Raw genomic sequence first — 25,143 nt, forward strand, 5'->3', positions numbered from 1 at the left:
CAGGATGAACCACATGACCAGGAGCGCGGCGCTCGCGCTCGCGCTGTCCGCCGCGACGGCCCACGCCGCGCTGCCGCCGCCGACACCCGCCCAGCAGGAGGCCGCCGCCGCGAAGAAGGCGGCCGCGGATGCGCAGGCGGCCAAGGACAAGGCGTCGCTCGCGGCATCGGTGGATGCCATCACGGCCCGCTGGCGCAGCCGCGCGTCTGCGCAGGGCTGGAAGACGCATGCGCCGGTCGCCATCGCGGCGGCCGCACCGGCACAAGCCGCCGCACCGGCCGGACAACCGGACGGCAAGCTGACGCCGGCCGGCGCCGCCGCGCCCATCAAGAGCGAAAAACTGGGCACTGCAGCGCCCAGTACGGACGTGAAGGCCGGACCCACGAAGGCCGAACCGGCGGGCACGCCGCCGACCGTCCAGAAAGGCACGCCGAAGGTGCACAACAAATGAAGATGGGATCCATGCCGATCGCCGTGCTGATGCAGCGGCGCACCCTCCAGCACCGCTGGGCCGACGAGGCCTGGGAAGCCGTCGGCGTCGTGCCCGACCGCGGCGATTTGCCGCCGCTGCAGGTGCTGAGCCAGACGCCCGAGCGCGACTACTACCTCGTCTCCGGTCTCGAACTGGAGCTCTACCCGGACGAGAACGAAGGCTATTACGAGAACTGCGTGGCGCCGGAATCGAAGGTCTTCGTGCTGTGGCGGATGGAGAACGGCCGCGCGATGCCCGTGCGCGCGTCGGTCAGCTACGTCGAGGGCACGCGCATGTTCGACTCGGGCGAGAACGCGGACGGCGTCACGATGCCGGCCGAGGTCTATGCATGGCTCGCGGGCTACCTGCGCGAGCACTATCAACCGAAGCCGCGGCGCGGCCGCCAGCACGGATGACGGACGAAGGCTTCCTGCGCCGCTGGGCGCGCCGCAAGACGGAGGCGCGATCGGGGATCGAGCCGCTGGCGGAATCCCACATGCCGGTCGCGGACATGCCGGTTGCGGACATGCCGGTTGCGGACGCGCCTATGGCGGAGCTGCCGGTTCCGGTCGCGGAAGCGCCGGCGCCGGCGCCGGCCGACGTGCCGCTGCCGACGATGGACGACGTCGCCCGGCTGACGGCCGATTCCGATTTCTCCGCCTTCGTCGCACGCGGCGTCGACGCGGCCGTGCGCCGGACAGCGCTGAAAAAACTGTTCGCCGACCCGCACTTCAACGCGATGGATGGACTGGACGTCTACATCGACGACTACACGAAGCCGAGCCCCGTGTCCGAAGCGATGCTCGCGTCGCTGGAGCACGCGAAGAACGCGTTGCAGCGGGTTGTCGAAGCGGTGGAAGAACCGCCGGCAGATGAAGACGCGCCCGACGACACCAATAAAACCACCTGAAACCGAGACAGCATGAATATCCGTTTGATCGAAGGGCAGGGCGTCGCCCTCGACCCCGTCCAGGACGACCGCGATCGCGTCGCCCGCAACGCCGCGCTGGCCGCACTGGCCGGGATTCCCGCGCCGGACCCGCTGGACACGGTCGGCTACAAGTCCGCCGGTCACACGCTCGTCATCGGCACCCGCGCGGACGCGCTGCCGTGGGCCGAGCGCCTGGCCGCCGCGCTGCCCGTCACCGTCCTGCTGCTGGACGATGACGGCGCCGACAGGACGCTGCGCCTGTTCCCTGTGTTTGCCGCCCGGGCGCTCGTCGTGACGGGCTGGCTCGGCGCGTTCGACGCGACGTGGCAGACTCCAGGCGCCGCACCGGAACACGCGCGCTTCGACCTCGTGCTCGACCTGGGCGCGGCGCCGCAGATCGCGACGCACCAGCGCCCGCACGGCTATTACGCGCCGGGGCTGGAACCGGCTGCGCGCCTGGCGGCCGTCGAGGAACTCGTCGGGATGGTGGGCGAATTCGAAAAGCCGAAATACTTCGCGTACAAGGAACGACTGTGCGCGCACGGCCGCAACCGCCGCAGCGGGTGCAATGCGTGCGTCGAGATCTGCTCGGCGGGCGCGATCTCGGGTGCGGGCGACCTGGTCGCCGTGAACCCCTACCTGTGCGCGGGCTGCGGCGCATGCACGACCGTCTGCCCGACGGGCGCGCTGGGCTATGTCTACCCGAGCGCGGCGCACACGGGCATGCGCATCAAGGCCGCGCTGAACGCCTATGCGCAGGCGGGCGGGCGCGAACCGGTGCTGCTCGTCCACGGCCTGGAGGGCGCGGCGCTGCTGGAGACGGTCGCTCAGTTACCAGGATCTCTGCCGGGGCGCGTGCTGCCGCTGGGCGTGCATCACACGGCATCGACCGGCATCGACATCTGGCTCGCGGCGCTGGCCTGGGGCGCGGCCGGCATCACCGTGCTGATGACGGATGCGGAGGCGCCGCAGTACGCGGCCGCGCTGGACGAGCAGATGACGATCGCGCAGACCATCATGACGGGGCTCGGCTATCCGGGGCAGCACGTGCAGCTGCTGCGCGTGACCGGGCCGGACGACCTGGTGCGCGCGCTGCAGCACGCGCCGCGCGGGGAGGTGCCGGCGCGGCGTGCCGGCTTCAACGTGGCGGCCGACAAGCGCAACACGCTCGACTACGCGCTCGAGCACCTGCTGCGCGAGGCGCCGCAGCAGGTCGAGGAGATCGCGCTGCCGGTGGGCAGCCCCTTCGGCACACTGGACGTCGACGCGGGCAAGTGCAGCCTGTGCATGGCGTGCGTCGGGGCGTGTCCGGCGTCGGCGCTGCAGGATGGGCAGAACGCGCCGCAGCTGCGCTTCATCGAAAAGAACTGCGTGCAGTGCGGGCTGTGTGTGGACACGTGTCCGGAGGATGCGATCCGGCTGGTCCCGCGGCTGTCGTTCCGCGACACGCGCAAGCAGCCCGTCGTGCTGAACGAGACGCAGCCGTTCCACTGCATCCGCTGCAACAAGCCGTTCGGGACGCTGCGCATGGTCGAAAGCATGCTGGCGCGCCTCGCCGGTCACCCTGCGTTCGCGGGTCACCTCGACCGCATGCGCATGTGCGGCGACTGCCGCGTGATCGATATGATGTCGCCCACCGACGAGCAGACGATCCACCAGGCGCAGGAGCTGCGCCGGCGCTAGCGTTCGTGGCAGAATGGTCGCGAGCCGCAACACGACACCGACACGGGCGCTCACGAGGCGCCCGTGCTGCATAAACAAGGAGACGACCGATGGCATCCCCGTACGAGCGCTTCATCCGCGCGCGCGACTTCCTGCAACAGCACCGTACCGACTACGCGACCGCCTACCGCGATTACCAGCCGCCCGAGCTCGACGAATTCAACTGGGCACTCGACTATTTCGATACGCAGGCGCAGGACAATGCCACGCCCGCGTTATGGGTCGTGGACGAAGACGGCAGCGAGCGCAAGATCAGCTTTGCCGACATGGCGGCGCGCTCCAGCCAGGTCGCGAACTGGCTGCGCGATTGCGGCGTGCGGCGCGGCGACCGCGTGCTCTTGATGCTGCCGAACCGCGTCGAACTGTGGGAGATCATGCTGGCGGGGATCAAGCTGGGTGCCGTGCTCGTGCCGACGACCATGCTCGTGTCCAGCAACGACCTGCAGGACCGCCTGGAACGGGGCCGCGTGCGCCACGTGATCGCGCAGGCATCCGAGACGCACAAGTTCGCGGAGCTCGCCGGCGGCTTCACGCGCATCGCCGTCGGTGGCGGTGTCGCCGGATGGCGGGATTATGCGGACAGCGCGACGGCGGCGCCAGGCTTCGTGCCGGACGGCGTCACGCGCGCCACCGATCCGCTGCTGCTGTACTTCACGTCGGGCACGACGGCGAAACCGAAGCTCGTGCTGCACAGCCACCAGAGCTATCCGGTCGGGCATTTGTCGACGATGTACTGGATCGGGCTGCGGCCGGGGGACGTCCACTGGAACATCAGTTCGCCCGGCTGGGCCAAGCATGCGTGGAGCTGCTTCTTCGCGCCCTGGAACGCGGGCGCCACCGTGTTCGTCTACAACTACGAGCGCTTTTCCGCGCGCGCCTGCCTGGACACGATCGTGCGCTGCGGCGTGACGTCACTGTGCGCGCCGCCGACCGTGTGGCGCATGATGATCAAGGAAGACCTCGCGCAATGGCGGCCGCCGCTGCGCGAACTGGTGGGCGCGGGCGAGCCGCTGAATCCGGAAGTCATCGAGCAGGTCGAGCGCGCGTGGGGCATCCGCATCCGCGACGGCTTCGGACAGTCCGAGACCACCTGCCAGATCGGCAATCCGCCGGGCCAGCCCGTGAAGCCGGGATCGATGGGCCGGCCGCTGCCGGGCTACCGCGTCGCGCTGCTCGACATCGACGACCGGCCGGCGGAGGAGGGCGAGATCTCGCTGCGCCTCGATCCGGCCCCGCTGGGCCTGATGCTGTGCTACGAGAACGACGAGGCGAAGACGGCGGACGTCATGCGCGGCGGCCATTACCACACGGGCGACACGGCGCGCGTGGACGAGGAGGGGTATTACTTCTACGTGGGTCGCAACGACGACGTGTTCAAATCGTCCGACTACCGTATCAGCCCGTTCGAACTGGAGAGCGTATTGATCGAGCATCCGGACGTGCTGGAAGCGGCGATCGTCCCCAGCCCCGACCCCGTGCGCCTCGCGGTGCCGAAGGCGTTCATCGCGCTGCGTCCCGGCGTGGAACCGACGCGCGAACTGGCCGCCGCCATCTTCGCCTTCGCGCGCGACCGGCTCGCGCCGTACCAGCGCATCCGCCGCATCGCGTTCACTGAATTGCCGAAGACGATCTCCGGCAAGATCCGCCGCGTCGAGTTGCGCAAGGCGGAGGCGGCGGGGGACCGTGCGATCAGCGAGTTCCGCGAGGACGAGTTCAACGGCTGAGTCGCCGACACGGTAAGATAAAGGCGTGCGGCAGGATTGCCGCGATCCGATCAATAATAGATCGTGTCCATCCAACCGAACGCCGACTCATGAATCCCTCCGTCAGTCCGTCCACATCGAACCACACTGCAAGCCAGGGCGCCGGCAAGTCGCCCCGCAAAACGACGAAACCCGCAGGGCAGGGTAAAAGCGTCGCGTACGAGGTCAGGAAATCGCCCGTGCACGGCAACGGCGTGTTCGCACTGCGCGACATCCCGGCCGGCGAGCGCATCATCGAATACCGCGGCGAGCGCATCACATGGGACGAAGCGACGCGCCGTGCCGCCGAACGAGGCGGCCCGGTCAATCACACGTTCTATTTCAGCCTCGCCGACGGCAACGTGATCGACGGCGGCCGGCGCGGCAACGATGCCCGCTGGATCAACCACGCCTGCGAACCCAATTGCGAAGCCTACGAAGAGGACGGCCGCGTGTACATCCACGCGCTGCGCCCCATCGAGGCGGGCGAAGAACTCAACTACAACTACGCGCTGATCTACGACGAGCGCCACACGCCCGCGCTGAAGCGCCTGTTCGCCTGCCGCTGCGGCACGCCGGCCTGCACGGGCACGATGCTGGCGCCCAAGAAGCGGACGCGCAAGTCTGCCAGCGCCTCGGCCTGAGGCAACCGGCAACCGAGCTGTCCACCTGGACAGCACCGATACCACAACAACAGGAATGACCTACTGCCCATGAAACCCGTCGTCCGCAGCCTGCTCGAAACCGATCTCTACAAATTCACCATGTGGCAGGCCCTGCTGCACATGCACCCGAACGCCATCGGCGAATACGAGTTCAAGTGCCGCAACACGCCCACCTATCCGCTGGCGGAGCTGAAAGAGGAAGTCGAACGGGAGTTGGACCATCTGTGCACGCTGATGTTCACGGAAGACGAGGTGGACTACATGAGGTCCCTGCGCTTCATCAAAAGCGACTTCGCCGACTTCCTCACGTTGTTCCGTTTCCAGCGCAAGTTCATCCACGTGGAAACGGACGGGCCGCACCTGCGCATCCGCGCCTGCGGTCCCATCGTGCACGTGATGGGTTTCGAGATCTTCGTGCTGTACATCGTCAACGAGCTGTATTTCCGCCGCTTCGACCAGCAGGCCGCCATCGAGGAGGCGCGCAAGCGGCTGGCGCAGAAGATCGCCGAATTCCGTGCCTTCGACCAGGAACCGAAGAAGACCAACCCGTTCGAGTTCTTCGATTTCGGCGTGCGCCGCCGCTTCTCGGGCGACTGGCACGAGGAAGTCGTCGCCACGCTGGCGCGCGAGCTGCCGCAGTTCTTCAAGGGCACGTCGAATGTCTACCTGGCGAAAAAATTCAACCTGGTGCCGATCGGTACGATGGCGCATGAATACATGCAGGCATTCCAGTCGTTCGACGTGCGCCTGCGCGATTTCCAGAAAAAGGCGCTGGAAGACTGGGTGCAGGAATACCGCGGCGACCTGGGCACGGCGCTGACGGACGTCGTCGGCATGGACGCCTTCCTGCGCGACTTCGACCTGTATTTCGCCAAGCTGTTCGACGGCCTGCGCCACGATTCCGGCGACCCGGTGGAGTGGGGCGAGAAGGCCATCGCGCACTACGCCAAGCTGCGCATCGACGCCCGCACGAAGCGCCTGGTGTTCTCGGACGCGCTCACCGTGCCCAAGGCGCTCTCCCTGTACCGCCACTTCGCGGACCGCGTGATGACGGGATTCGGCATCGGCACCAAGCTCACCAACGATACGCAGTACGAGCCGCTGAACATCGTCATGAAGCTCACGCGCTGCAACGGCCAGCCCGTCGCCAAGCTGTCCGACAGCCCGGGCAAGGGCTTCAGCACGGACGAGACCTTCATCGCGTATCTGCGCCAGGTGTTCGACCAGCACATCTGATCACACGGCAAATGGCCGCAGGGCCGCGATGGGCACATGCAGGGTCTCGTCGGCCGCGAAGACGTCCAGCAGGTAGTCGATCGTCGCCCGCACGCGCGGCGCCAGCAGGGCGCGGTGCGGGTATTGCAGCGTCATTTCATAGGTGCCCGGGTGGTGGCAATCGGCAAGGACGACCTGCAGCGTCCCGGCGCGCAGGTGTTCCCAGACGTGGTGCACGCCGACTTGGGCGATGCCGATGCCGGCCAGGGCGGCCTGGACGAGCGCTTCCGGTGCGGAGACGGTGAGGACGGCGCCCTCGGGCTCGAACGCGTCGGTGCCGCCGCCCGCCGTGTGGAACGCCCACGGCGACACGCGGCCGCCGAGGAAGCGCCGGGCGAGCAGCCTGTGCCGGCCCAGCTCGGCCGGCGTGCGCGGAACGCCTTCGTGCGCCAGGTAGGCCGGCGCCGCGACGAGCGCCATGTTCAGGCGGCAGACAGGGCGCGACACGAGCGCGGAGTCGGTAATCGTCCCGCCGCGCAGCGCGAGGTCGTAGCCTTCCTGCACGAGGTCGACGCGGCGGTCGTCAAAATCCACGTCGAACGACAGCCCCGGATGACGTGCCAGCAGCCCGGGCAGGGCGGGCATCAACTGGTCGCGGCCGAACCCGGCGCTGGTCGAGATGCGCACCTTGCCGCCGGGTTCCACGCGCCCCGCGGCCACGGAATCGACCGCGGCGTCGAGCGCCGTCAGCGCTACGCGGGCCTGGTGCAGGAAGGCCGCGCCCTCGGCTGTCAGCGTCAGGGTGCGCGTGGTGCGGTTCATCAGGCGCACGCCAAGCGCCCGTTCCAGGCCGGCCACGTTCTTGCTCACTGCGGCGGACGAGATCCCCAGCGACCGCGCGGCGGCCGCAAAGCTCCCGCCGTCGGCGGCGCGCACGAAGGAGAGGATCGCGCGGATGCGTTGAGCGGAATCCATGATGGCGTTCTATTATCAACCTGGGGTTATGAGAGCCATGAACATACCACGTCTTCTGGTTGCGAATCGTGGCATCCATAATCCGTGCATCCATCACCTGCCCATCACCGAGGACGCCATGACCCAAGCAACCCATCCCCGTGCCGGCATCACGCTGGCCGACGTCGCCGCCGTGTCTCCGGCGCTGGCGCATATCACGCAAACCGCCATCGTCGGCGACCTGTGGTCGCGCCCCGGGCTGGCGCCGAGCGAGATCCCGGAACTCGTCACACACCTCGCCACGCGGAGCGCGGCATGACGGCCGGGCGCCTGCCCGTGCTGTGCGCGGCCACGCTGATGCTGGGGTTGCCCGGCGCGGCCAGCGCCGACGGCGGACAACCGCCGTACATCCGCCTGGCCGAACTGGACATCGATCCGGCCCAGCGGGTGCAGTTTGACGCGGCGGTCCGGGAAGGCGTGACGGCGGCCGTGCGCCTCGAACCCGGCGTGCTGGCGCTGTATGCCGTGGCCGAGAAGGACCACCCGAACCGCGTGCGCGTGTTCGAGATGTACACGGACGAAGCGGCCTACCGTCGGCACTTGCAGACCCCGCACTTCCTGAAGTTCCGCGACGCGACCGACAAGATCGTCACGTCGCGCAGGCTGCTCGACGGCGTGCCGATCGTGCTGGAGGCAAAGCGCTAGATGCCTACACGCGCGTCCTGCGCCCCCAGCGCCTGCCGCAGGTCGTCCAGGCTGGCCGGCTTGGTCAGGTGCAGGTCGAACGCGGCCGCATCCGGCGGCGTGTGCGCGGCAATGCCGGCCTGGCGGCCGTAGCCGGTGAGGGCCGTCAGCCGCAAAGGCTTCCCGGCCGCCGCGCGGCGCATGGCCGCGGCCAGCGCGTAACCGTCCATGTCGGGCAGGCCGATGTCGAGGATCGCGGCGTCCGGCGGCCACGCCGCCTGCACGTCCAGCGCGGCCGCCGCCGTGTGCGCCGTCTTCACGTCGTGGCCCAGCTGGCGCAGGATCGCGGCGGTCAATGCCGCGGCGTCCTCGTTGTCGTCCACGACCAGGACGCGCAGGGGTTGCGTGTCCGCGTGGATGGCGGCGGGTACCGCATCGGACGCGGGGGCGCCGAGCGGCAGCACGATCTCGAAGCGGCTGCCCAGGCCGGGACCGTCGCTGTGCGCGCTCACGCGGCCGCCGTGCAGCTCGACGATGCGGTGCACGATGGCAAGGCCGAGACCCAGGCCGCTGTGGCGCACGAGCGGTTGCGGCGCCTGGTAGAAGGGCTCGAAGACGCGCCGTGCGAGAGCCGCGTCCATCCCGACGCCATTGTCGGCGACGACGAGGCGGGCGTCGTCGCCCACGCGTTCGAGGACGACGTGCGTGTCCGTGCTGCCGAAGCGGGCGGCGTTCGACAGCAGGTTGCCCAGCACCTGCGTGAGGCGGTGCTCGTCGCCGGCGACCCACAGCGTATCCGGCGCCCGCAGGCGGATCGGCTGGTCGGGGAGGGCGGCGACGGCATGGCGCGCGACGGCCGCCAGGTCCACGGGCGCCACGTCGATGCGCAGCTTGCCGGACGCGATGCGCGACACGTCGAGCAGGTCGTCGACGAGGTGCTTCAGGTGCGCGACCTGGCGCCGCATGATGCCGCGCTCGCGGCGCGAGCCCTCGTCGGCGCGCAGGTCCATCAGGTCGAGCGCGCCGGCGATGGGCGCCAGCGGATTGCGCAGTTCATGGCCCAGCACGGCGAGGAATTCGTCCTTGGCACGGCCGGCCCGGCGCGCCTGTTCCAGCGCGTCCTCGCGTTCCCGCTCGTGCGCGGCGCGGCGCGCGCCCGCGGCCCGCAATGCCGCGCCCATTGCGTCGATCTCGCGGATGCGCGACGGGGGCACGGGGAGATCCGTGCCGGCGCCAAGGGCGGCGGCACCCGACGCGAGCGTTGCGATGCGGCGCACGATCCGCTGCGCCAGCAGCGACGCGAGGCCGATGCTGAGGGCGAGCGACAGCACGATGCCGGCGCCGTACCACATGAAACCCCGGCCGCCGGCCCAGCTTACAGGCGGTGCGCCGACGGCGACCGTCCAGCCGTAGCGCGACAGCCGCGTGTAGGCCGTCACGACGTCGCCGCCTTCGAGCGTGATTGTGGGACCGGCGCCTTCCGGGCCGTTCAGCCGGATCAGCCGCGCCAGCGTCGGACTGGGCGGCTTGCCCACGTAGTCGGCCTGTCCGCTGGAACGGGCGACGATCGCGCCGGCGCCGTCCAGCACCGTGATCACCGAGCCGGGTGGCACTTGCTGGCGTGCGACCGTGCGCGCGATGCGGTCGGGCTGGACGACGGCCGTCAGCACGTACGGATGGCCGGCCCCGTCGGAAATGGGAACGCGGACGGGCACGGCGGCCCTTCCGCCCTTGCCGCGCGCGACGTGGCCGATGACGGGACGGCGCAGCAGCAGCGCCTGGTGCAGGCTGGACGGATCGGCGACGGGTTGTGGCGCGGCGTCGAACGGGGCGGTCGTGCGGAAGACCATGTTGCCGGCGCCGTCGGCCAGGATCACGCCCAGCCATTCCGGCTGCGTCCGGGCCTGGTCGCGTGCGATGGGGTAGAACGCGCGCACGTTGCCGTCGGCGAGCGCGGGCGCGCGCGCGATGCCGGCGAGGGTGGCAACGGTGCCGTCCAGTTCCGCGTCGACGGCGCTCGACAGCGCCCGCGCCAGGTCCAGCAGCGCCCGTTCCTGTTCGCTCCGGTGGTAGTCGGCGGCGAGATGCACGCTCCAGGCGCCCAGCGCTGTCAGCGGCAGCAGGCCGATCGCGGTCAGCAGGATCAGGAGGTGACGCAGGGATAGCGTGGGGCCGCGTTGGGCGCGCATCAGGGATGTGATTGGACAAAAATTGATTATATGACGAAACATGGTTGCCGGTCATTCAAGCCGGCAGGGGGGCATCAATTGGCGCAATTCACGGCGCTTATTCGTTAAATTCTCAATCAGTTATTTAAGTATTTTGATCAATGTATCCGTTGGCATGTCACAACAATCACTAAATCTCACAAAAATATTTATTCGGAAAGAACATATGTACCTGCAAGTCGCATTACACTGAGGATATGATATTTACAAGGTTTATCCATAAATGACGCGCGGCATCGCGCGCTTGAGACGACGCATGCGGCGTGTCCGCTTTTTATTCAGATAGGGATTTCATTTACAAAAGGCAATAAAATATGGTGCCGAAACAATTCTCGATCTCGAATAATCCCATTCGGGTCATGGTGGTGGAAAATCACCAGTTGATACTTTGGGCACTGACGAAACTGATCAATGAACACCGCCCGCACATGGAGGTGACCGCCATCGCGGGCACCCAGACCGACGCGATCCAGCTGATCGATGCGGCGGCGCCCGATGTCGTGTTGTTGAAGTACGAACTGGCCAGCATGACGCAGCAGTCCTCGCTGCCGGACGTGCTGACACGCGGCCGTCGTACGCTGTTGTTCGCGGAAGAGATGGAGACGGAGACGCTGGCGCACAGCCTGCGCTGCGGCGCCCATGGACTGCTGAGCCGCCGGTCCAGCGCCGACGAGATCGTCAAGGCGATCGGCAAGACGCACGATGGCGAGCTCTGGTTCGGCCGCGAAGCCACCGGCCTCGCGTTAAGCGCCTTGCGCGGCGGTCAACCGACGCGCGCCCAGCCCAGCCGGGACAACCTGAAGCTGCTGACGCCCCGGGAACGGCGGGTGTTACAGGCCGTGATTGCCAATAAAGTCAGAACGAATAAAGATCTGGCGAAACACCTGTTTATTTCGGAATCCACGTTGCGGAATCATTTATCGTCGATTTATCAAAAGCTCGGCGTGAGTAATCGACTTGATTTATATGTCTACGCGCAGAACCATCTCGCAGCGAATACTGTGGAAATGGCGTAGCGGCTGTTGCGCGGCGCCATTTATTTGCTCGACAGCATAGGCCCGAGCTCCCGGACGATTTGGATAACGGCCGGCCCGAGCACGACCATGATGATTGAAGGAAATATAAACAGCACGAGCGGGAATAGCATCTTCGTCGGTATCTTCGCGGCTTTCTCTTCGGCCCGGGCCTGGCGTTTATGACGCAGGTCTTCCGAAAACACGCGCAGGGAGTCGCCGATGCTGACCCCGAAACGGTCGGCCTGCGTCAGCAGCGTAGCGAACGACGTCAGTTCCTCGACACCGGTGCGCAGCGCGAGATTGTGCAGCGATTTCTCGCGCGTGCCCCCAGCCCGCATTTCAAGGTTGGTCAACTGCAGTTCTTCGGCCAGCGCCGGGCTCTTGTCCGCCAATTCTTCCGCCACGCGCGTGAGCGCCGCATCGAGGCCCAGGCCGGCCTCGACGCAGACCAGCAGCAGGTCGGCCGCATCCGGAAAGCTGTCGAAGATGTCGCGCTGGCGGGCGCGTCCGGCCAATGACAGCGCGACATTCGGCAGGTAGCAGCCCAGCGTGGCCGCGCCGAGGACCCAGAACACCAGCGTCATGCCCGCCGCACCTTGCGTGGCGCGCAGCGCCAGGAAAGTCGGCACGCCGGCCAGGACGGGCAGCAGCGTCTTGAGGCCGAAGAAGACGTGCGGCGCTTTCGCATGGCGGATCCCGGCGTTCATGAAACGCACGCGCAGGGGCGACGTTTCCCAGTCGCCCGACGGCGTCGACAGCCGGGCGAACGGCGTGACCACGTCGATGATCCTGGTGCCCCAGACCTGCGGTCTCGCCTCGTCTTTGGCAAGCGCGTTCAGGCGCTGCTCGGTCCGGTCGGGCGCCAGCCACATGACCAGGCCGATGCAACCGGAGCCGACGGCAAGGAAGACGACGATGGGCAGCAACATGGTGGTTCTCCTTCAGACATGGATCTTGGTAATGCGGCTCAGGACGATAATGCCCAGAACCATCATGGACAGCAGGACGCGCAGCATGCCGCGGCCGATCGGATCGAGCCACAAGGGCTGCATGAATGTCGGATTCACATAGAACAGCAGGGCACCGAGGACGAACGGCAGCAGCGCCAGCGTCCACGCCGACATCCGGCCTTCCGACGTGAGGATGCGGATACGCGTGAGCAGCTTCAGGCGTTCGCGGATCAGCTTGCTTAAATTGCCCAGCACTTCCGTCAGATTGCCGCCCGACTGGCGCTGGACCAGCACGGCCACGGCGAAATACCGGTAGTCCGTCAGCGGTACCCGCTCGCACAGGCCGGTGAGCGCCTGCTGCAGGGAGACGCCGAAGCTCACCTGTTCGTGCACGAGGCGGAACTCGGCGGCGATGGGGTCGGGCATCTCCTCGGCCAGCAGCTGGATGCCCAGCGGGAGCGAGTGCCCGGCGCGCACCGCGCGTCCGATCAGGTCGAGTGCCTCCGGCAACTGCTGTTCCAGGCGGCGCAGGCGTCGGCGTCGCTTCCACGTGACCCAGGCCCAGGGCAGGGTGGCCAGCAAGCCCGCGAGCACGATGCAAACGATGAACGGCTGGGCACCCAGCATGCCGGCAGCCAGTCCGGCCGCGCCGGCGGCGCCGCTCACGAGCAGCAAGCGCGAAATCGACCAGTGCAGGCCGGCCTGGGCGATCAGGCCGTTCAGCCGCACCGCCAGCACCACGCCGCTCAGCGTGCGCGCGAGCGCGGACAGCTCGCCCATCCGGCGCGATTTCAGCAGGGGGCGCAGGGGCGTGGCGTCGGACTTGCGTGCCACCAGGTCGAGGCGCCGCTGCAGCCGGACGGCCGCCGCGCCGTGGCGTGCGCGCCAGAGCAGCCACGCGCCCTCGACGAGGAGGATCACGGCCAGGAAGACGAGCAGCAGGACGATGATCATGGCGGTCTCCTCAGGATTGACGGCGGCTCGGGTCGAACATCAGGTCCGGCAGCTGGATCCCGAACGCGCGCAGGCGATCCGCGAACCGCGGACGCACGCCCGTCGCCTGGAAATGGCCGACGATCTTGCCGTCGGTGTCCACGCCGGTCTGGTGATAGGCGAAGATCTCCTGCATCGTGATCACGTCGCCTTCCATGCCAGTGATTTCCTGGATGCTGGTGATCTTGCGCTTGCCGTCGGTCAGGCGCAGCGCCTGGATGATCACGGTGATGGCCGACGCGATCTGCTGGCGTGCCGCCTTGTGCGGCAGGTTCAGGTTCGCCATGCCGATCATGTTTTCCATGCGCGAGAGGGCGTCGCGCGGGGTGTTCGCGTGGATCGTCGTCAGCGAGCCCTCGTGGCCGGTGTTCATCGCCTGCAGCATGTCGACCGCCTCGGCACCGCGGACCTCGCCGATGATGATGCGGTCGGGACGCATCCGCAGTGCGTTCTTGACCAGCGCGCGTGCCGTGACCTCGCCCCGGCCCTCCATGTTCGGCGGCCGGGTCTCCAGGCGTACCACGTGCGGCTGCTGCAACTGGAGTTCGGCCGCGTCCTCGATGGTCACCAGGCGCTCCGACGCGGGAATGTAGCTGGACAGGATGTTCAGCAGCGTCGTCTTGCCCGCGCCGGTACCGCCGGAGATCACCATGTTGACCTTGGCGCGGCACAGGCCTTCGAGCATCTCCGCCATGTCGGGCGTGAGGCTGCGCATGTCGTCCACGAGGTTCGACATCTTCAGCGGGATGTGTGCGAAACGGCGGATCGACATCATCGGCCCGTCCAGGGCGATCGGCGGAATCACCGCGTTCACGCGCGAGCCGTCGGGCAGCCGGGCGTCGACCATCGGGCTCGATTCGTCGATGCGGCGGCCGACCAGCGACACGATCTTGTCGATGATGCGCATCAGGTGCCGGTCGTCCGTGAAGGTGACGTCGCTGAGCTCCAGGCGGCCGCGCCGTTCGACGTAGATCTTGTCGTAGGCGTTGACGAGGATGTCGGAGACGGCCGGGTCGGCCATCAGCAGCTCCAGCGGGCCGAAGCCCAGCATTTCGTGCTGGATGTCGCGCACCAGCATGCGCCGTTCGAGCCCGCTGACGGGCGTCTCGTCGTCCAGCAGCAGGCCGTCGATCGCGGTGGCGATCTCCTGGCGCAGCTTGTCCGGCGCCAGGCTCTCGAGCACCGTCAGGTCGAACTGGTCGAGCAGCTTCAGGTGCATCTGCTCCTTCAGCTTCTTGTAGGCGTCACGCTGGACCGCCTGCTGCGGGCCCGTCCTGCCGGTTTCCCCGGCGGCGGGGGCGCTGAGTCGTTCGCGCAGGGACATGGGAACCTCCGGAGAATGAAGACGGGCGATGGGCGTCAGGCGCGCCGGAACAGGCGGTCGAACAGGCCGACGTGCGGATCGAGGACCGGCACCATCGTATCGCCGAGTTCGCTCAGGCTGCGGATCACGCCATGCTTGCGCTCCACCTGCACGAGCGGCACGCCCTGGTTGATGGCGGTGCTCACCTGGCGCCAGCCGTTGGCGATCATGTGGATCTGGTGCGCGCCGAGCGTGCGCCGGATCCGGTCGATCGTGATGTCGTCGCGCTTGTCGTAGCGGTTCAGCAGCAGCTCGATCTTGTCGTTCGCGTAGTCGAGCGAGCGGAACACCGACAGCAGCCTGTCGGCGTTGCGCAGGTGCGGGACGCTGGCCTGCAGCACGAGGAAGATCGTCGATGCCTGGTCGAGCGCGGTCATCATCATGGCGTCGACGATGCGCGGCATGTCGAGCAGGACGAAGTCGTATTGCGTCACGGCCAGCCTGAGGATGGCGTCGATGTGCTCGGGCGTGATGTCGGTGGCCTGGCCGGGTTCCTCCGGCGCGGCGAGGATGCTGTAGGTCGGCGTCACCTTGATGGCGCTGGCCTGCAGCAGCGGCGCGTCCAGGCGATTGATGTCGCGCGCCAGGTCGGCGATGGTGGTCGTGGCCTTGGCGTCCTGCAGGAAGCTCAGTGCGTCGCCGAACTGCAGGTTCAGGTCGACCAGCAGAACCTTGTGCGTCTGCGCCAGCTGGTAACCGAAATTCGTGGCGAGGAACGTGGTGCCGCTGCCGCCGCTCGTGCCGACGAAGGCGTGGACCTTGCCGTGGCTGGCCGTCCAGGATGCCGTCAGCTTGGCGGCCGCGCGCTCCACCGCCGCCAGCAGCTCGCCCGGATGGAGCGAAGGCAGCACCTCGCGCACGCCGGCGCGCATCGCGTCGATCAGGAAGGCGGGCGTTCTCATGGTGGTCAGCAGCAGGATGGCCACGCCGGGGCACTGCAGCGTGGTCCGTTCGATCCCGGCGAGATCGAGCATGACGTCGTCGCGCCCGTCCAGCAGAAGCAGGTCGGGCCCCAGCGACTTCACGAGCGTGCGCAGGTCGGCGGCGGTACCGGGCGTGGTCGTGACATCGTGCCCCGTGCCGGCGAAGATGGACCCCGCGTGCTTGAGGAATGGCTTGTCTTCGGAAACGATCAGGATTTTCATGACTCCTCCAGGGGGCCTAGCAGATCAATGGGTTATAGGTCATCATCTCGCGCGTGAGATACGTGGAAAAACCGGGCAGCGCCCATGCGGGCTGGCCTACCGTCCCCGGGAGCGGCGAGACCCACCGGAAGTTCAGGCCCGTGAGCGAGACCGTGACGGCTTCGCAGTTGGCGGCGTTGCAGCCGGCCGGCTCCCACGCGACGGTGATGTTGGAGGCGGTAATGTCGGGCATCAGCGCCTGCATCCTGGCCAATACGCGGCTGTTGCTGCTCGGGTCGGCGCAGACGACGGCGTAGCGGGCGCCCTCGCGCGACACCTCGTTCGCCGTGTTCCACGTGTAGAGCAGGCGCGCGAAGTCCATGATGCCGAACACCACCATGAGGAACATGAGCATGACGAGGGCGAATTCCACGGTCGTCGCGCCGGTCTGGCGGGTGTTCATGTCGGGCTCCTCAACGTTGCCTGGATCGTACCGAGCGTGATGTCGTCAAAGGCGATCCAGGACACGCCTTTCACGAGCGGCACGAAGGTATAGCCGGTCACGGTGACCGTCACGGTGTTCAACACGGGATAGCTGCCGGTCGTGCCCCACGTCGGGGCCGGCACGTTCGACAGGCTCAGGCCCGGCACCAGCGGCGTGCCGGTCCCCGCCGGGTTGCCGTACACGACGATGTTGCGCGCCTTGTCGACGTCGATGCCGGGCGAGCGCACGGACAGGTAACGCGCCGCCTGGCGGACGGATTTCGCCAGCGTGTTGTACTGGTAGTAGGCACGGCCGAACTCGAGGATGGGCAACATGAGCATGAGCAGCAGCGGCAGGGCCAATGCGAACTCCGTCAGCGCGACGCCTTGTTCCCTTTTCATGTAACCCTCCTTATCTCACGAGCACAGGCACCAGGGGACCGGCGGCGCCGCCCGGCAGGCCGCTGCCGGTGCAGGGACTGTCCGCGGACGATGCATTGCCCAGGTATTCGAGCTGCACGTCGACCATCGGCGTCGACAGCGGCTGCAGGATCAGCATGCAGACGAAATCGGCGACCTTGCCGCCTTGCACGACCGGCACCGCGACGAGGCGCCGGTTGGTGCCGTAGCGCTGCATGTCGCCGCCGGCGCCCGAGGATGCCAGCGACTGGGCGTTCAGCTTGATGTCGTTGTTCTTCTCGCAGTCCGATACCGAGGCGGCGCAGGGAGCGAACGACTGGCGCTTGGCGACGAAATCGCTGTACGCGGCGCGCCCGGGCGACCATGAGGTACCGGTGTACACCCGGCCGGTGAAGTCCGGCGGATTGGCGCTGGGCCCGTCGCCGTTCTTGTAGATGCCGAAGCGGGTATTCCAGATGTCGGCGATCGATTGTTGCACGCCGGGTGTGCCGAGCGTGTCGCCCACGCGGGTGCCGCAATGCCCGGCCAGCTCCGCATTCGTCTCGGACGCGCTGTTGCTGCCGTCCAGGTTCGCCCAGCCGATCTGGCCGTTCGTGGCCCCGGTCTTGCTGAGCAGGGTGACCCAGTCGCCTTTCGCGAAGCCGTAGTCGGGCGCCGCCCCGCCTGCCTTGGGGCGGATCGCGAGCGGCACCGGGCAGGTCGACTGGGCCGGCGTGGTCGTGGCCTCGGCCGCCGCGCCGACGTCCATCGTGCCGGCGTAGGCCGTCGTACCGGTCGCCTGGCCGAACATGAGCAGCAGCGACGTCTGGGTCGCCGGCTGGGTGTGCGTGCAACGGACGTAGCGTGCGGCGGCGCTGCTGGTCGTTGCGACGTGATCCTTGTCGCGGAACGCGATGTCGGCGGCGGTCACGCCACCTTTCCCATTCCAGCTGGCCAGCTGCATGTCGACGCGATTGGCGTTGCCGGCCGCGATGCCGGCATTGGTGGCCCGCGTCAGCGCATCGGGCTGGCCGTTCAATTCCTGCGCGCCGGCGAGGGCGCAGGCGTCCATGGCGGTCTGCAGTTCGGTACGGATGATGTACAGGTGACCGAAGTCGAGCGCGAGGCCCATGAAGCCCATCAGCAGCATGAGGAGCAAGGCGAAGGCGACGATAACTCCGCCTCGCTCCCTGCTCACTGCCAACCTAGTCCTCATGGCGAACTCCCCGCATCGTTCGATAGGTGGATCGGTCATCGACGCCGTGCCGCAGCGCGTGCGGCACGGCACGGCTCAGTGGATCAGCAGCTGCTGGTCGTGGAGGAGAAGCAGGTTTTCACGCGGTCGACCAAGGTTTTCATGGCCCCGGTTGCCCCTCCGAAGGCGGTCGACAGCGCGACGGCCAGGCCGATCGAGACCAGCGCGATGATCAGGGCGTATTCCACGACCTGGGCACCGTCTTCTTCACGGGAGAAATCGACGGCGACGTTCTTGAGCGATTTGATGACGTTCATTTTGAATCCTTCCGACTTGGTTGATTGAATGAATCCGGTCCGGCTGGTCCGGGGTAACGCTACTGCTGAAAAATCTTCTGTTGGCGCTGCTAACAGGTCGTCGCACCGGCGCCGAAGCAGGTCTTGACGCGATCGACCAGATCCTTCAACGCCCCGGTCGAGCCGCCAAAGGCGGTCGACAGCGCGACGGCCAGTCCGATCGACACCAGTGCGATCACTAGGGCATACTCGACGACCTGGGCGCCGCTTTCTTCACGATAAAAACCGACGATTAAGTTCTTCATACGACCTCCTGTTTTGCCCGAATGATTGAGGAGCGGGGTTCGCTCCCTGCCGCTTCCCTGCTGAAAAACTGCCTTGCATCACCGTCAGCGCGCCGCGCCGCCGATCGCGCCGCCGATGTTGATCACGTTGACGACCGGCGGCGGTTCCTTGAACGAATCCTGGTAGCGCTTGACGGCTTCCTTCGCCGCGCGGCCGTCGATGCCCGTGACATTGTCGGGACGGCTGCCCGCGGCCGGATCGATCGTCATTGCAAGGCGCGCATCGCGCACCGCCGTGCCCATCCGCGCGTCGTAGTGCGGGGTCGGCGTGTTCGCGCAACCGGCTGCCAGCAGGGCGATTGCCCATAGCGTCAGGTTCTTCATTGGTCTTTCCTTTCGGCGCCGGCCGTGCCGGAGGCGCCCTCGAGACGTCCGTTCAGGTAGACGCCGGCGCGCGACGGCGGCGCGTGGTTGTCGGTGGGGAGTCGCGGCGGCGCGGCCAGCGGTTTGACCAGCCGTGGCGTGATCACGAACATCAGCTCCGTCTGGTCTTTCTGGAACTCGCTGCTGCGGAACAGCGCGCCCAGCACGGGCACTTCGCCCAGGCCGGGAAAGCGCTTGATGGTTTCCGTCATGTTGTTCTTGATGAGACCCGCGATCACGAAGCTCTGGCCGTCGTTCAGCTGCACCGTCGTGTCGGCGCGCCGCACGGTGAACGAGGGCAGCACCGCGGTGACGCCGTTGATCGTCGCGAACGGCGACCCGGTCTGCGACAGGTCGGACACTTCGGACACCATCTTGAGATTGATGCGCGAGCCGCCCAGCACCGTGGGCGTGAATTTCACCCCGATGCCGAATTCCTTTTCCTCCAGCGTGATCGTGCCGTAGCCGGCGGCGCTGGGCTCGCGCGCGACGGGGATGAAGATCTTGCCGCCCGAGAGGAAGCTCGCCTGCTGGCCGCTGATGGCCATGATGTTCGGCTCGGCCAGCACGCGCACCAAGCCATCGTCCTTCTGGCCGTCGACCTGGATGGCCGTGCGGCCGATGCGCATCGCCTCGACCAGGCCGCCGCCCTGGCTGAGGAAGTTCGACAGCAGGGAGAACGTATCGGTGCCGCCGTTGCGGGACCGGTTCATGCCGACGCCGGCGCCCAGCTTGTCCAGCAGGGTCTTGCTGACCTCGGCGATCTTCACCTCCAGCATCACCTGCTGGGCGCCGGCGACGCGCAGCAGGTTCACGACCTTCTTGCCGTCGCCATATGAGGCCGCCAGCGCCAGCACCTGGTCGAGCACCACGGCGTCGCTGACCTCGCCTATGAGCACGAGGCTGTTCTCCGCGGCCTTGACGGCGATGCCGCGTTCTTCCGGCACCAGGTCGGCCAGCAGCGACTGCAGCGTTTCCGGATCGACGGTGACGATGATGTCCTTCACGTGGCAGCGCCCGTCCGTGTCCTGCAGGATCACGTTCATCGAGCCCGCCTTGCGGCCGAGCACGAACAGTTCGGTCGGCGCCAGCAACGTGATGCGCACTTCCGAGACGCCCGCCTGTTCCTGCGCTGCGGCGGGCGCGGTGAACGGCATGGCCGGCAGGCCGGCCGGCGCGGCAGGATACGCGCCCGGCAGCGTCATGGCCGGCAGGGCCGCCGGCGCGGCGGGATTCGTTCCCGGCAGCGCCGTGGCCGGCAGGGCGGCCGGCGCGGCGGGATTCGTTTCCGGCAGCGCCATGGCGGGGTGCTGGTCGGGCTGCACGCCACCGACCGCCATGCGCACCACCGAATAAGGCAGCATCACGACGGTGGATTTGCCGAGCGTGACATGCGAGGGCTTTTCGACCTGCGTCGCGCTGCACTGGCGCAGCACGGCGGTCGCTTTCCGGGCGGCGGCGTTCGCGGCGCTGGCGTTCGCGCAGCAGAGCGCGGCGGCCGCCAGGGTGGTGAGGACGATATGGCGCACGATTGACTCCTGTCCGGTTGGCGTTCTTGTCGGTTCAGTTGAAGCAGCTCAGCCCACTGGACCCGCCCGGCATGTCGATGACTTCCACGCAGTGGCGCGGTGCGGCAGGCGGGGGCTTCGCGACCCTGGCCGGCGCGACCGCCTTGAACGCCTTGGGCTCGTCCAGGAGATCGTTGCGGGTAAAGCCGGCGGTCCTGACGGTCGCTTCGTCCGTCTGGTTGCGCAGGGCGAGCGACAGGGTGCCGATGCTGCGGGCCAGGTCGAGCTTTTCTGAGTCGGCCAGCGACAGCTCGAGCGTGACGGCGTTGACGACTTTCGGCTTGGTGTCGTCGCGGCCGGCTTCCTGGGCCACGGCCAGGACGAGCACGTGTTCCAGCACGGTCTTGCTGATCGGCTTCGTCGGGCCCTTGCCTTCGTCGCGCTGGGCGTGGACGAGGATGTCGACATAATTGCCGGGGAGGGCGAACCCCGCCACGCCGACAACGTCGTTGACGCGTACCGTCATCGCCCGCTTGCCCTCGGCGATCACCGCGGACAGGCCGCCCATCGTGCCGACCGGCGCGAGCTTGCCCTCGATGATCGCTTCGCCGCGTACCACGTCCAGCCTGACGACACGGGCCTTCAGCAGTGCGGGATCCGAGATGGCGCCGGTGGGCAGCGCGGCGGAAGGCCAGTCGATCGTGGTCAGCATCTCCGGTTCGAGCCGGCTGCCGGCGGGAATGTCGACCGCGGACACGACGATCTTGTTGGCCGCAATATTCGTCCGCTGTCCAACCCAGTTGTTGGCATACACGGCCGCGACGAGGCCGAGGAGGGCCGCCAGCAGCAGCAGGGACAGTGCCTTGATGTTCTTCATGATGTCACCCGGGATCGAGTCAGAGGAAACCGTAGTGCGCTGCGACGACGGTGGTGATCGTGCCCAGCGCGATCGCGACGCCGTACGGCAGCTTGCCCACGGAATCCCAACCGGTCGTCGCCACGCGGACGGGCATGCCGGCCGTTACTGCGAGACCGCCCAGGTGCACGATGCGCAGCGCATTGCCCAACATCGTGCGCAGGTTGCCCTGCCGCAGCGCATAGACGATGGCGCAGACACCGCCGGCGGAAAGCGAGCCGATCAGTGCCAGCGGGATCGCGTGCAGGCCGAGCAAGGCACCGGTCATCGCCATCAGCTTGACGTCGCCGGCGCCGGTCAGGCGCAGCAGCCACATGGGGAACAAGACACCGAAGCCGACAGCCGCGCCGGCCAGCGCCCACAGGAAACCGTGATGGAGCCAGAAGGGCACGACGGCGCTGTACAGCAGGCCGAATACGAGTCCGGACACCGTCAGCCAGTTGGGGATCCGCTGGTGGCGCACGTCGGACACGGCGGCGGCAACCAGCAGCGTGAACAGCACTGCCGTGCGCGGGTCGGTGACGAGCAGCCTGGTCAGTTCGAGAAAGGCATCCAGCTCATTCATCTCATGCTCCCTGTTTGATCAGCGTCAATCCATGGAGAAAAGTCTATCGATCTTGAACTTTCTGAACATCAGCGGGGAGTCACGCTTTTGCTAGGCGAAGCTCCTGATTATCGGCGGCGCTGCAGTACAAAACGCCTAGTCGGGCCGCACCGCTTTCCAGTCGGCAGTCCTTGTATATCGCGGGCCGTCTCCTATGCTGCATGGATGGCGGCATTGGCCGCGGTGACAGGCGGAGCCTACGATGACGAGCTTGAAGAACGAGGTGGTCGACGGCTTGCGGGCCGCGCTGAGGGGGCCGCTGCTGCAGCCGGGCGACCCGGACTACGATGCCGCGCGGCAGATCTGGAATGCGATGATCGACCGCCGCCCGGCGCTGATCGTGCGCTGCGCCGGCACGGCCGACGTGTGCACGGCCGTCGCGTTCGCGCGCGACCACGGCCTGCCGCTGGCCGTGCGCGGCGGCGGCCACAACATCGCCGGCAATGCGATCTGCGACGACGGGCTCGTGATCGACCTGTCGGGCATGCGCAGCGTCCACGTCGACCCGGACGCGTGCATGGCGTACGTCGACGGCGGCGCGCTGCTGGCCGACGTCGACCACGAGACGCAAGCCTGCGGTCTCGCCGTTCCCCTAGGCATCAATTCGACGACGGGCGCGGCGGGCTTGACGCTGGGCGGCGGTTTCGGCTGGCTGTCGCGCATGCTGGGGCTGACGGTGGACAGCCTCGTGGGCGCCGAGATCGTCACGGCGGATGCGCGCCGGCGCCACATCGGGCCACGCCAGGAGCCGGACCTGTTCTGGGCGATCCGGGGCGGCGGCGGCAACTTCGGTGTCGTCACGCGCTTCGAGTATGCGCTGCACGCCGTGGGGCCGCTCGTGACAGCCGGGCTGGTCGTGTTCCCGGCGGCGCAGGGGCAGGCCGTGCTGCGCCGCTACCGCGATTACGTCGACACGCTGCCGAACGACGTCTCGATCTGGGCCGTATTGCGCAAGGCGCCGCCGCTGCCGTTCCTGCCGGAGGCCGTGCACGGCCAGGACATCGTCGCACTGGCCGTGTTCTCGACGCGCCCGCCGGAGGAAGCGGAGCCCGTACTGGCACCGGTCCGGTCATTCGGCGACGTGCTGGGCGAGCACGTGGGCGCCGCGCCCTACGCGGCGTGGCAGAAGACGTTCGACCCGCTGCTGGCACCGGGTGCGCGCAATTACTGGAAGTCGCACAACTTCACGACCCTGTCCGACGACGCGGTCGACCTCGTGCTGCGCTATGCCGCCGCCGTGCCGACGCCGCAATGCGAGATCTTCCTGGGCCTCATCGGCGGCCGCGCCAACGAGCCGGCCGTGGACGCCACCGCCTACCCGCACCGCAACGTGATGTATGCGATGAACGTGCACGGACGCTGGCTCGACGCGGCCGACGACGGTCGTTGCGTGGCCTGGGCGCGCGAGTTCTTCGCGGCCGTGGCGCCGTACGCGGCGGGCAGCGTGTACATCAACTTCCTCACGCAGGACGAGGGATCGCGCATCCACGAGGCGTACGGGACGAACTGGGACCGGCTCGTGCAGGTGAAGCGGCGCTACGATCCGGACAATCTGTTCCGCTTCAACCACAACATCGCGCCGGCCGGTTAAGGGCGGGCACGCCGTGCCCGCGGCGATCAGGCCAGCGCCAGCTCGACCGCCGCCTCGGCGTGCAGCCCCGTCGTGTCGTACAGCGGCACGGGGCTGTCCTCGGGCCCCACGAGCAGCATGATCTCCGTGCAGCCGAGGATGATCGCCTCCGCGCCGGCGGCGACGAGGCGCCGGATCACGCCGCGGTAGGCCTCGCGCGACGCCGCTTCGATCTGCCCCTGCACGAGTTCCTCGTAGATGATGCGGTGGACGGTGGCGCGATCGTCCGCGTCGGGCACGAGCACGTCCAGGCCATGCTGGTCGACCAGCCGGCCCTTGTAGAAATCCTGCTCCATCGTGAAGGCGGTGCCCAGCAGGCCGACGCGCTTGCAGCCGGCGGCCTTGATGCGCCCGGCCGTGGGATCGGCGATGTGCAGCAGCGGCAGGTCGACCGCCGCGCGGATCTGCGGATAGGCCTTGTGCATCGTGTTCGTGCAGATGACGAGGAAGTCGGCGCCGCCGCGCTGCAGCCGCTGTGCCGCCTCGACCATCAGCTGCGCCGCCTCGTCCCAGCGGTCTTCGCGCTGCAGGACGGCGATGTCGTCGAAGTCGAACGACCACATGAGGCAGCGCGCGGAGTGCAGGCCGCCGAGACGGTCACGCACGCCCTCGTTGATGAGGCGATAGTATTCGGCCGAGCTTTTCCAGCTCATCCCGCCCAGCATGCCGATGATCTTTTGCGTCATGCGAATCCCCTGTCGATGTCGAGCCATCCAGTATATGTGGTTGTGCGATTCCGCACAGACGGCGCCACCGGCGGGCCGGATCATGCGCGACGACACGGCCATCCCGGCCGACGGAGGGACTCATGGACTCGATCAACCGCAACCAGCCCGAAACGAACCGCCGCGACCTGAGCGGCAGCGAAGCGATCAAGCGCGTGAAGGACATGACGCATGATGCGGACACCTGCTTCTTCTGCACGGCAGGCAGCACCGGCTCGACGAACGGCGTGCGGCCGATGAGCGTGCGCAAGGCGGACGACGCCGGCAACCTGTGGTTCCTGAGCGCGAACGACAGCCACAAGAACCACGAGCTCGCGGCCAACCCGGCCGTGAAACTGTACTTCCAGCGCGATGCGCACGCGGGCTTCCTGGAACTGGAGGGCCGCGCCGAGATCCTGGAAGACCGCGCCCGCATCCACGACCTGTGGAATCCGTTGCTGAAAACCTGGTTCACCGAGGGCGAGGACGACCCGCGCATCAGCGTCATCAAGTTCACGCCGCAAGCGGGGTACTACTGGGACAACAAGCACGGGAACCTCATCGCGGGCGCCAAGGTCGCGGTGGGGGCGCTCGTCGGCAAGACGCTCGACGATTCGATCGAAGGGCGCCTGATGTTCTGAC

Annotated in this window: 28 protein-coding genes; 12 read left to right on the forward strand and 16 right to left on the reverse strand. The window is 67.6% G+C overall.

Annotated elements, in window-relative coordinates:
• Positions 1 to 4: 4 nt before the first annotated feature.
• The 7 genes from P0M04_RS20400 to pncB all read left to right on the forward strand — a co-directional run bounded on the left by P0M04_RS20400 (position 5) and on the right by pncB (position 6,768).
• Entirely contained in the window at positions 5 to 451 is a 447-nt protein-coding gene (locus P0M04_RS20400; RefSeq protein WP_259447291.1) for a hypothetical protein, read from the forward strand.
• Positions 448 to 888 (forward strand): DUF3305 domain-containing protein, encoded by a 441-nt coding sequence (locus P0M04_RS20405; protein ID WP_259447290.1) that lies wholly within the window; start codon positions 448 to 450, stop codon positions 886 to 888. Before P0M04_RS20400 ends, P0M04_RS20405 begins: the two co-directional genes overlap by 4 nt.
• The gene (locus tag P0M04_RS20410) at positions 885 to 1,382 is read left to right on the forward strand and encodes a DUF3306 domain-containing protein (RefSeq protein ID WP_259447289.1); all 498 of its coding nucleotides are present in this window, start codon (positions 885 to 887) and stop codon (positions 1,380 to 1,382) included. The genes P0M04_RS20405 and P0M04_RS20410 overlap by 4 nt, the downstream gene beginning before the upstream one ends.
• A 12-nt stretch (positions 1,383 to 1,394) precedes the next feature.
• Positions 1,395 to 3,086: a 4Fe-4S binding protein gene (locus P0M04_RS20415; RefSeq protein WP_259447288.1), complete on the forward strand. Its 1,692-nt coding sequence runs from the start codon at positions 1,395 to 1,397 to the stop codon at positions 3,084 to 3,086.
• Between the two features lie 89 nt (positions 3,087 to 3,175).
• Positions 3,176 to 4,849 carry an AMP-binding protein gene (locus P0M04_RS20420; RefSeq protein ID WP_259447287.1) on the forward strand — a complete coding sequence of 558 codons (1,674 nt, stop codon included), beginning with the start codon at positions 3,176 to 3,178 and terminating at the stop codon, positions 4,847 to 4,849.
• An 89-nt stretch (positions 4,850 to 4,938) separates the two neighbouring features.
• Positions 4,939 to 5,511 (forward strand): SET domain-containing protein, encoded by a 573-nt coding sequence (locus P0M04_RS20425; RefSeq protein ID WP_259447286.1) that lies wholly within the window; start codon positions 4,939 to 4,941, stop codon positions 5,509 to 5,511.
• A 69-nt stretch (positions 5,512 to 5,580) separates the two neighbouring features.
• Positions 5,581 to 6,768 carry a nicotinate phosphoribosyltransferase gene (gene pncB, locus P0M04_RS20430; protein ID WP_259447285.1) on the forward strand — a complete coding sequence of 396 codons (1,188 nt, stop codon included), beginning with the start codon at positions 5,581 to 5,583 and terminating at the stop codon, positions 6,766 to 6,768.
• On the opposite strand, the gene P0M04_RS20435 is transcribed toward pncB, so the two are convergent.
• Positions 6,769 to 7,722: a LysR family transcriptional regulator gene (locus tag P0M04_RS20435; RefSeq protein WP_259447284.1), complete on the reverse strand. Its 954-nt coding sequence runs from the start codon at positions 7,720 to 7,722 to the stop codon at positions 6,769 to 6,771.
• A 118-nt stretch (positions 7,723 to 7,840) separates the two neighbouring features.
• Between P0M04_RS20435 and P0M04_RS20440 the strand changes: the two genes are divergently transcribed.
• Together P0M04_RS20440 and P0M04_RS20445 are read left to right on the forward strand one after the other, a co-directional pair.
• Positions 7,841 to 8,020 (forward strand): hypothetical protein, encoded by a 180-nt coding sequence (locus P0M04_RS20440; RefSeq protein ID WP_259447283.1) that lies wholly within the window; start codon positions 7,841 to 7,843, stop codon positions 8,018 to 8,020.
• Positions 8,017 to 8,406, forward strand: a complete 390-nt coding sequence (locus P0M04_RS20445; protein ID WP_259447282.1) for a putative quinol monooxygenase — start codon at positions 8,017 to 8,019, stop codon at positions 8,404 to 8,406. Before P0M04_RS20440 ends, P0M04_RS20445 begins: the two co-directional genes overlap by 4 nt.
• Here the strand turns inward: P0M04_RS20445 and P0M04_RS20450 are convergent.
• A complete protein-coding gene (locus P0M04_RS20450) occupies positions 8,403 to 10,574 on the reverse strand; it encodes a hybrid sensor histidine kinase/response regulator (protein WP_259447281.1) in 2,172 nt (723 codons plus the stop codon). The two genes, P0M04_RS20445 and P0M04_RS20450, sit on opposite strands and share 4 nt — an antisense overlap.
• 353 nt (positions 10,575 to 10,927) lie before the next feature.
• Between P0M04_RS20450 and P0M04_RS20455 the strand changes: the two genes are divergently transcribed.
• Positions 10,928 to 11,629 (forward strand): response regulator transcription factor, encoded by a 702-nt coding sequence (locus P0M04_RS20455; RefSeq protein ID WP_281042054.1) that lies wholly within the window; start codon positions 10,928 to 10,930, stop codon positions 11,627 to 11,629.
• A gap of 20 nt (positions 11,630 to 11,649) precedes the next feature.
• Here P0M04_RS20455 and P0M04_RS20460 read toward each other — a convergent pair whose 3' ends face one another.
• From P0M04_RS20460 to P0M04_RS20520, 13 genes are all read right to left on the reverse strand, one after another.
• Positions 11,650 to 12,558 (reverse strand): type II secretion system F family protein, encoded by a 909-nt coding sequence (locus P0M04_RS20460; protein ID WP_259447280.1) that lies wholly within the window; start codon positions 12,556 to 12,558, stop codon positions 11,650 to 11,652.
• A gap of 12 nt (positions 12,559 to 12,570) precedes the next feature.
• Complete coding sequence (locus P0M04_RS20465) at positions 12,571 to 13,533, reverse strand: type II secretion system F family protein (protein WP_259447279.1); 963 nt, start codon at positions 13,531 to 13,533, stop codon at positions 12,571 to 12,573.
• Between the two features lie 10 nt (positions 13,534 to 13,543).
• The gene (locus tag P0M04_RS20470; protein ID WP_259447278.1) at positions 13,544 to 14,896 is read right to left on the reverse strand and encodes a TadA family conjugal transfer-associated ATPase; all 1,353 of its coding nucleotides are present in this window, start codon (positions 14,894 to 14,896) and stop codon (positions 13,544 to 13,546) included.
• 35 nt (positions 14,897 to 14,931) lie between these two features.
• On the reverse strand, positions 14,932 to 16,080 hold the full coding sequence (locus P0M04_RS20475; RefSeq protein WP_259447277.1) for a CpaE/TadZ family protein: 1,149 nt from the start codon (positions 16,078 to 16,080) through the stop codon (positions 14,932 to 14,934).
• Positions 16,081 to 16,096: 16 nt separating this feature from the next.
• Positions 16,097 to 16,522, reverse strand: coding sequence for a TadE/TadG family type IV pilus assembly protein (locus P0M04_RS20480; protein ID WP_259447276.1), 426 nt, complete (start codon positions 16,520 to 16,522; stop codon positions 16,097 to 16,099).
• Positions 16,519 to 16,944, reverse strand: a complete 426-nt coding sequence (locus tag P0M04_RS20485; protein ID WP_259447275.1) for a TadE/TadG family type IV pilus assembly protein — start codon at positions 16,942 to 16,944, stop codon at positions 16,519 to 16,521. Before P0M04_RS20485 ends, P0M04_RS20480 begins: the two co-directional genes overlap by 4 nt.
• A gap of 10 nt (positions 16,945 to 16,954) precedes the next feature.
• Entirely contained in the window at positions 16,955 to 18,139 is a 1,185-nt protein-coding gene (locus P0M04_RS20490) for a pilus assembly protein TadG-related protein (RefSeq protein WP_259447274.1), read from the reverse strand.
• A 101-nt stretch (positions 18,140 to 18,240) separates the two neighbouring features.
• On the reverse strand, positions 18,241 to 18,453 hold the full coding sequence (locus tag P0M04_RS20495) for a Flp family type IVb pilin (protein ID WP_259447273.1): 213 nt from the start codon (positions 18,451 to 18,453) through the stop codon (positions 18,241 to 18,243).
• 89 nt (positions 18,454 to 18,542) lie between these two features.
• Entirely contained in the window at positions 18,543 to 18,737 is a 195-nt protein-coding gene (locus P0M04_RS20500; protein WP_259447272.1) for a Flp family type IVb pilin, read from the reverse strand.
• A gap of 84 nt (positions 18,738 to 18,821) precedes the next feature.
• Complete coding sequence (locus tag P0M04_RS20505) at positions 18,822 to 19,100, reverse strand: hypothetical protein (protein WP_259447271.1); 279 nt, start codon at positions 19,098 to 19,100, stop codon at positions 18,822 to 18,824.
• Positions 19,097 to 20,668 carry a type II and III secretion system protein family protein gene (locus P0M04_RS20510; protein ID WP_371877206.1) on the reverse strand — a complete coding sequence of 524 codons (1,572 nt, stop codon included), beginning with the start codon at positions 20,666 to 20,668 and terminating at the stop codon, positions 19,097 to 19,099. Before P0M04_RS20510 ends, P0M04_RS20505 begins: the two co-directional genes overlap by 4 nt.
• Positions 20,669 to 20,702: 34 nt before the next feature.
• Complete coding sequence (cpaB, locus tag P0M04_RS20515; RefSeq protein ID WP_259447270.1) at positions 20,703 to 21,524, reverse strand: Flp pilus assembly protein CpaB; 822 nt, start codon at positions 21,522 to 21,524, stop codon at positions 20,703 to 20,705.
• 19 nt (positions 21,525 to 21,543) lie between these two features.
• A complete protein-coding gene (locus P0M04_RS20520) occupies positions 21,544 to 22,128 on the reverse strand; it encodes an A24 family peptidase (RefSeq protein WP_259447269.1) in 585 nt (194 codons plus the stop codon).
• Positions 22,129 to 22,369: 241 nt separating this feature from the next.
• Here P0M04_RS20520 and P0M04_RS20525 point away from each other — a divergent pair, with 241 nt between their 5' ends.
• Entirely contained in the window at positions 22,370 to 23,758 is a 1,389-nt protein-coding gene (locus P0M04_RS20525) for an FAD-binding oxidoreductase (RefSeq protein WP_259447268.1), read from the forward strand.
• A gap of 26 nt (positions 23,759 to 23,784) precedes the next feature.
• Here the strand turns inward: P0M04_RS20525 and P0M04_RS20530 are convergent, their stop codons facing one another.
• Complete coding sequence (locus P0M04_RS20530) at positions 23,785 to 24,483, reverse strand: aspartate/glutamate racemase family protein (RefSeq protein WP_259447267.1); 699 nt, start codon at positions 24,481 to 24,483, stop codon at positions 23,785 to 23,787.
• A 122-nt stretch (positions 24,484 to 24,605) separates the two neighbouring features.
• On the opposite strand from P0M04_RS20530, the gene P0M04_RS20535 reads away from it, so the two are divergent.
• Positions 24,606 to 25,142: a pyridoxamine 5'-phosphate oxidase family protein gene (locus P0M04_RS20535; protein ID WP_259447266.1), complete on the forward strand. Its 537-nt coding sequence runs from the start codon at positions 24,606 to 24,608 to the stop codon at positions 25,140 to 25,142.
• The last annotated feature ends 1 nt before the right edge of the window (position 25,143 follow it).

This window comes from Telluria mixta, from assembly GCF_029223865.1.
Classification (GTDB): Bacteria; Pseudomonadota; Gammaproteobacteria; order Burkholderiales; family Burkholderiaceae_D; genus Telluria; species Telluria mixta.

Excerpts from the sequence above, each read along its gene's own strand:
- P0M04_RS20400 (WP_259447291.1), top strand. The coding sequence starts at position 5 with ATGAACCACATGACCAGGAGCGCGGCGCTCGCGCTCGCGCTGTCCGCC.
- P0M04_RS20405 (WP_259447290.1), top strand. The coding sequence starts at position 448 with ATGAAGATGGGATCCATGCCGATCGCCGTGCTGATGCAGCGGCGCACC.
- P0M04_RS20410 (WP_259447289.1), top strand. The coding sequence starts at position 885 with ATGACGGACGAAGGCTTCCTGCGCCGCTGGGCGCGCCGCAAGACGGAG.
- P0M04_RS20415 (WP_259447288.1), top strand. The coding sequence starts at position 1,395 with ATGAATATCCGTTTGATCGAAGGGCAGGGCGTCGCCCTCGACCCCGTC.
- P0M04_RS20420 (WP_259447287.1), top strand. The coding sequence starts at position 3,176 with ATGGCATCCCCGTACGAGCGCTTCATCCGCGCGCGCGACTTCCTGCAA.
- P0M04_RS20425 (WP_259447286.1), top strand. The coding sequence starts at position 4,939 with ATGAATCCCTCCGTCAGTCCGTCCACATCGAACCACACTGCAAGCCAG.
- pncB (WP_259447285.1), top strand. The coding sequence starts at position 5,581 with ATGAAACCCGTCGTCCGCAGCCTGCTCGAAACCGATCTCTACAAATTC.
- P0M04_RS20435 (WP_259447284.1), bottom strand. The coding sequence starts at position 7,722 with ATGGATTCCGCTCAACGCATCCGCGCGATCCTCTCCTTCGTGCGCGCC.
- P0M04_RS20440 (WP_259447283.1), top strand. The coding sequence starts at position 7,841 with ATGACCCAAGCAACCCATCCCCGTGCCGGCATCACGCTGGCCGACGTC.
- P0M04_RS20445 (WP_259447282.1), top strand. The coding sequence starts at position 8,017 with ATGACGGCCGGGCGCCTGCCCGTGCTGTGCGCGGCCACGCTGATGCTG.
- P0M04_RS20450 (WP_259447281.1), bottom strand. The coding sequence starts at position 10,574 with ATGCGCGCCCAACGCGGCCCCACGCTATCCCTGCGTCACCTCCTGATC.
- P0M04_RS20455 (WP_281042054.1), top strand. The coding sequence starts at position 10,928 with ATGGTGCCGAAACAATTCTCGATCTCGAATAATCCCATTCGGGTCATG.
- P0M04_RS20460 (WP_259447280.1), bottom strand. The coding sequence starts at position 12,558 with ATGTTGCTGCCCATCGTCGTCTTCCTTGCCGTCGGCTCCGGTTGCATC.
- P0M04_RS20465 (WP_259447279.1), bottom strand. The coding sequence starts at position 13,533 with ATGATCATCGTCCTGCTGCTCGTCTTCCTGGCCGTGATCCTCCTCGTC.
- P0M04_RS20470 (WP_259447278.1), bottom strand. The coding sequence starts at position 14,896 with ATGTCCCTGCGCGAACGACTCAGCGCCCCCGCCGCCGGGGAAACCGGC.
- P0M04_RS20475 (WP_259447277.1), bottom strand. The coding sequence starts at position 16,080 with ATGAAAATCCTGATCGTTTCCGAAGACAAGCCATTCCTCAAGCACGCG.
- P0M04_RS20480 (WP_259447276.1), bottom strand. The coding sequence starts at position 16,522 with ATGAACACCCGCCAGACCGGCGCGACGACCGTGGAATTCGCCCTCGTC.
- P0M04_RS20485 (WP_259447275.1), bottom strand. The coding sequence starts at position 16,944 with ATGAAAAGGGAACAAGGCGTCGCGCTGACGGAGTTCGCATTGGCCCTG.
- P0M04_RS20495 (WP_259447273.1), bottom strand. The coding sequence starts at position 18,453 with ATGAACGTCATCAAATCGCTCAAGAACGTCGCCGTCGATTTCTCCCGT.
- P0M04_RS20500 (WP_259447272.1), bottom strand. The coding sequence starts at position 18,737 with ATGAAGAACTTAATCGTCGGTTTTTATCGTGAAGAAAGCGGCGCCCAG.
- P0M04_RS20505 (WP_259447271.1), bottom strand. The coding sequence starts at position 19,100 with ATGAAGAACCTGACGCTATGGGCAATCGCCCTGCTGGCAGCCGGTTGC.
- cpaB (WP_259447270.1), bottom strand. The coding sequence starts at position 21,524 with ATGAAGAACATCAAGGCACTGTCCCTGCTGCTGCTGGCGGCCCTCCTC.
- P0M04_RS20520 (WP_259447269.1), bottom strand. The coding sequence starts at position 22,128 with ATGAATGAGCTGGATGCCTTTCTCGAACTGACCAGGCTGCTCGTCACC.
- P0M04_RS20525 (WP_259447268.1), top strand. The coding sequence starts at position 22,370 with ATGACGAGCTTGAAGAACGAGGTGGTCGACGGCTTGCGGGCCGCGCTG.
- P0M04_RS20530 (WP_259447267.1), bottom strand. The coding sequence starts at position 24,483 with ATGACGCAAAAGATCATCGGCATGCTGGGCGGGATGAGCTGGAAAAGC.
- P0M04_RS20535 (WP_259447266.1), top strand. The coding sequence starts at position 24,606 with ATGGACTCGATCAACCGCAACCAGCCCGAAACGAACCGCCGCGACCTG.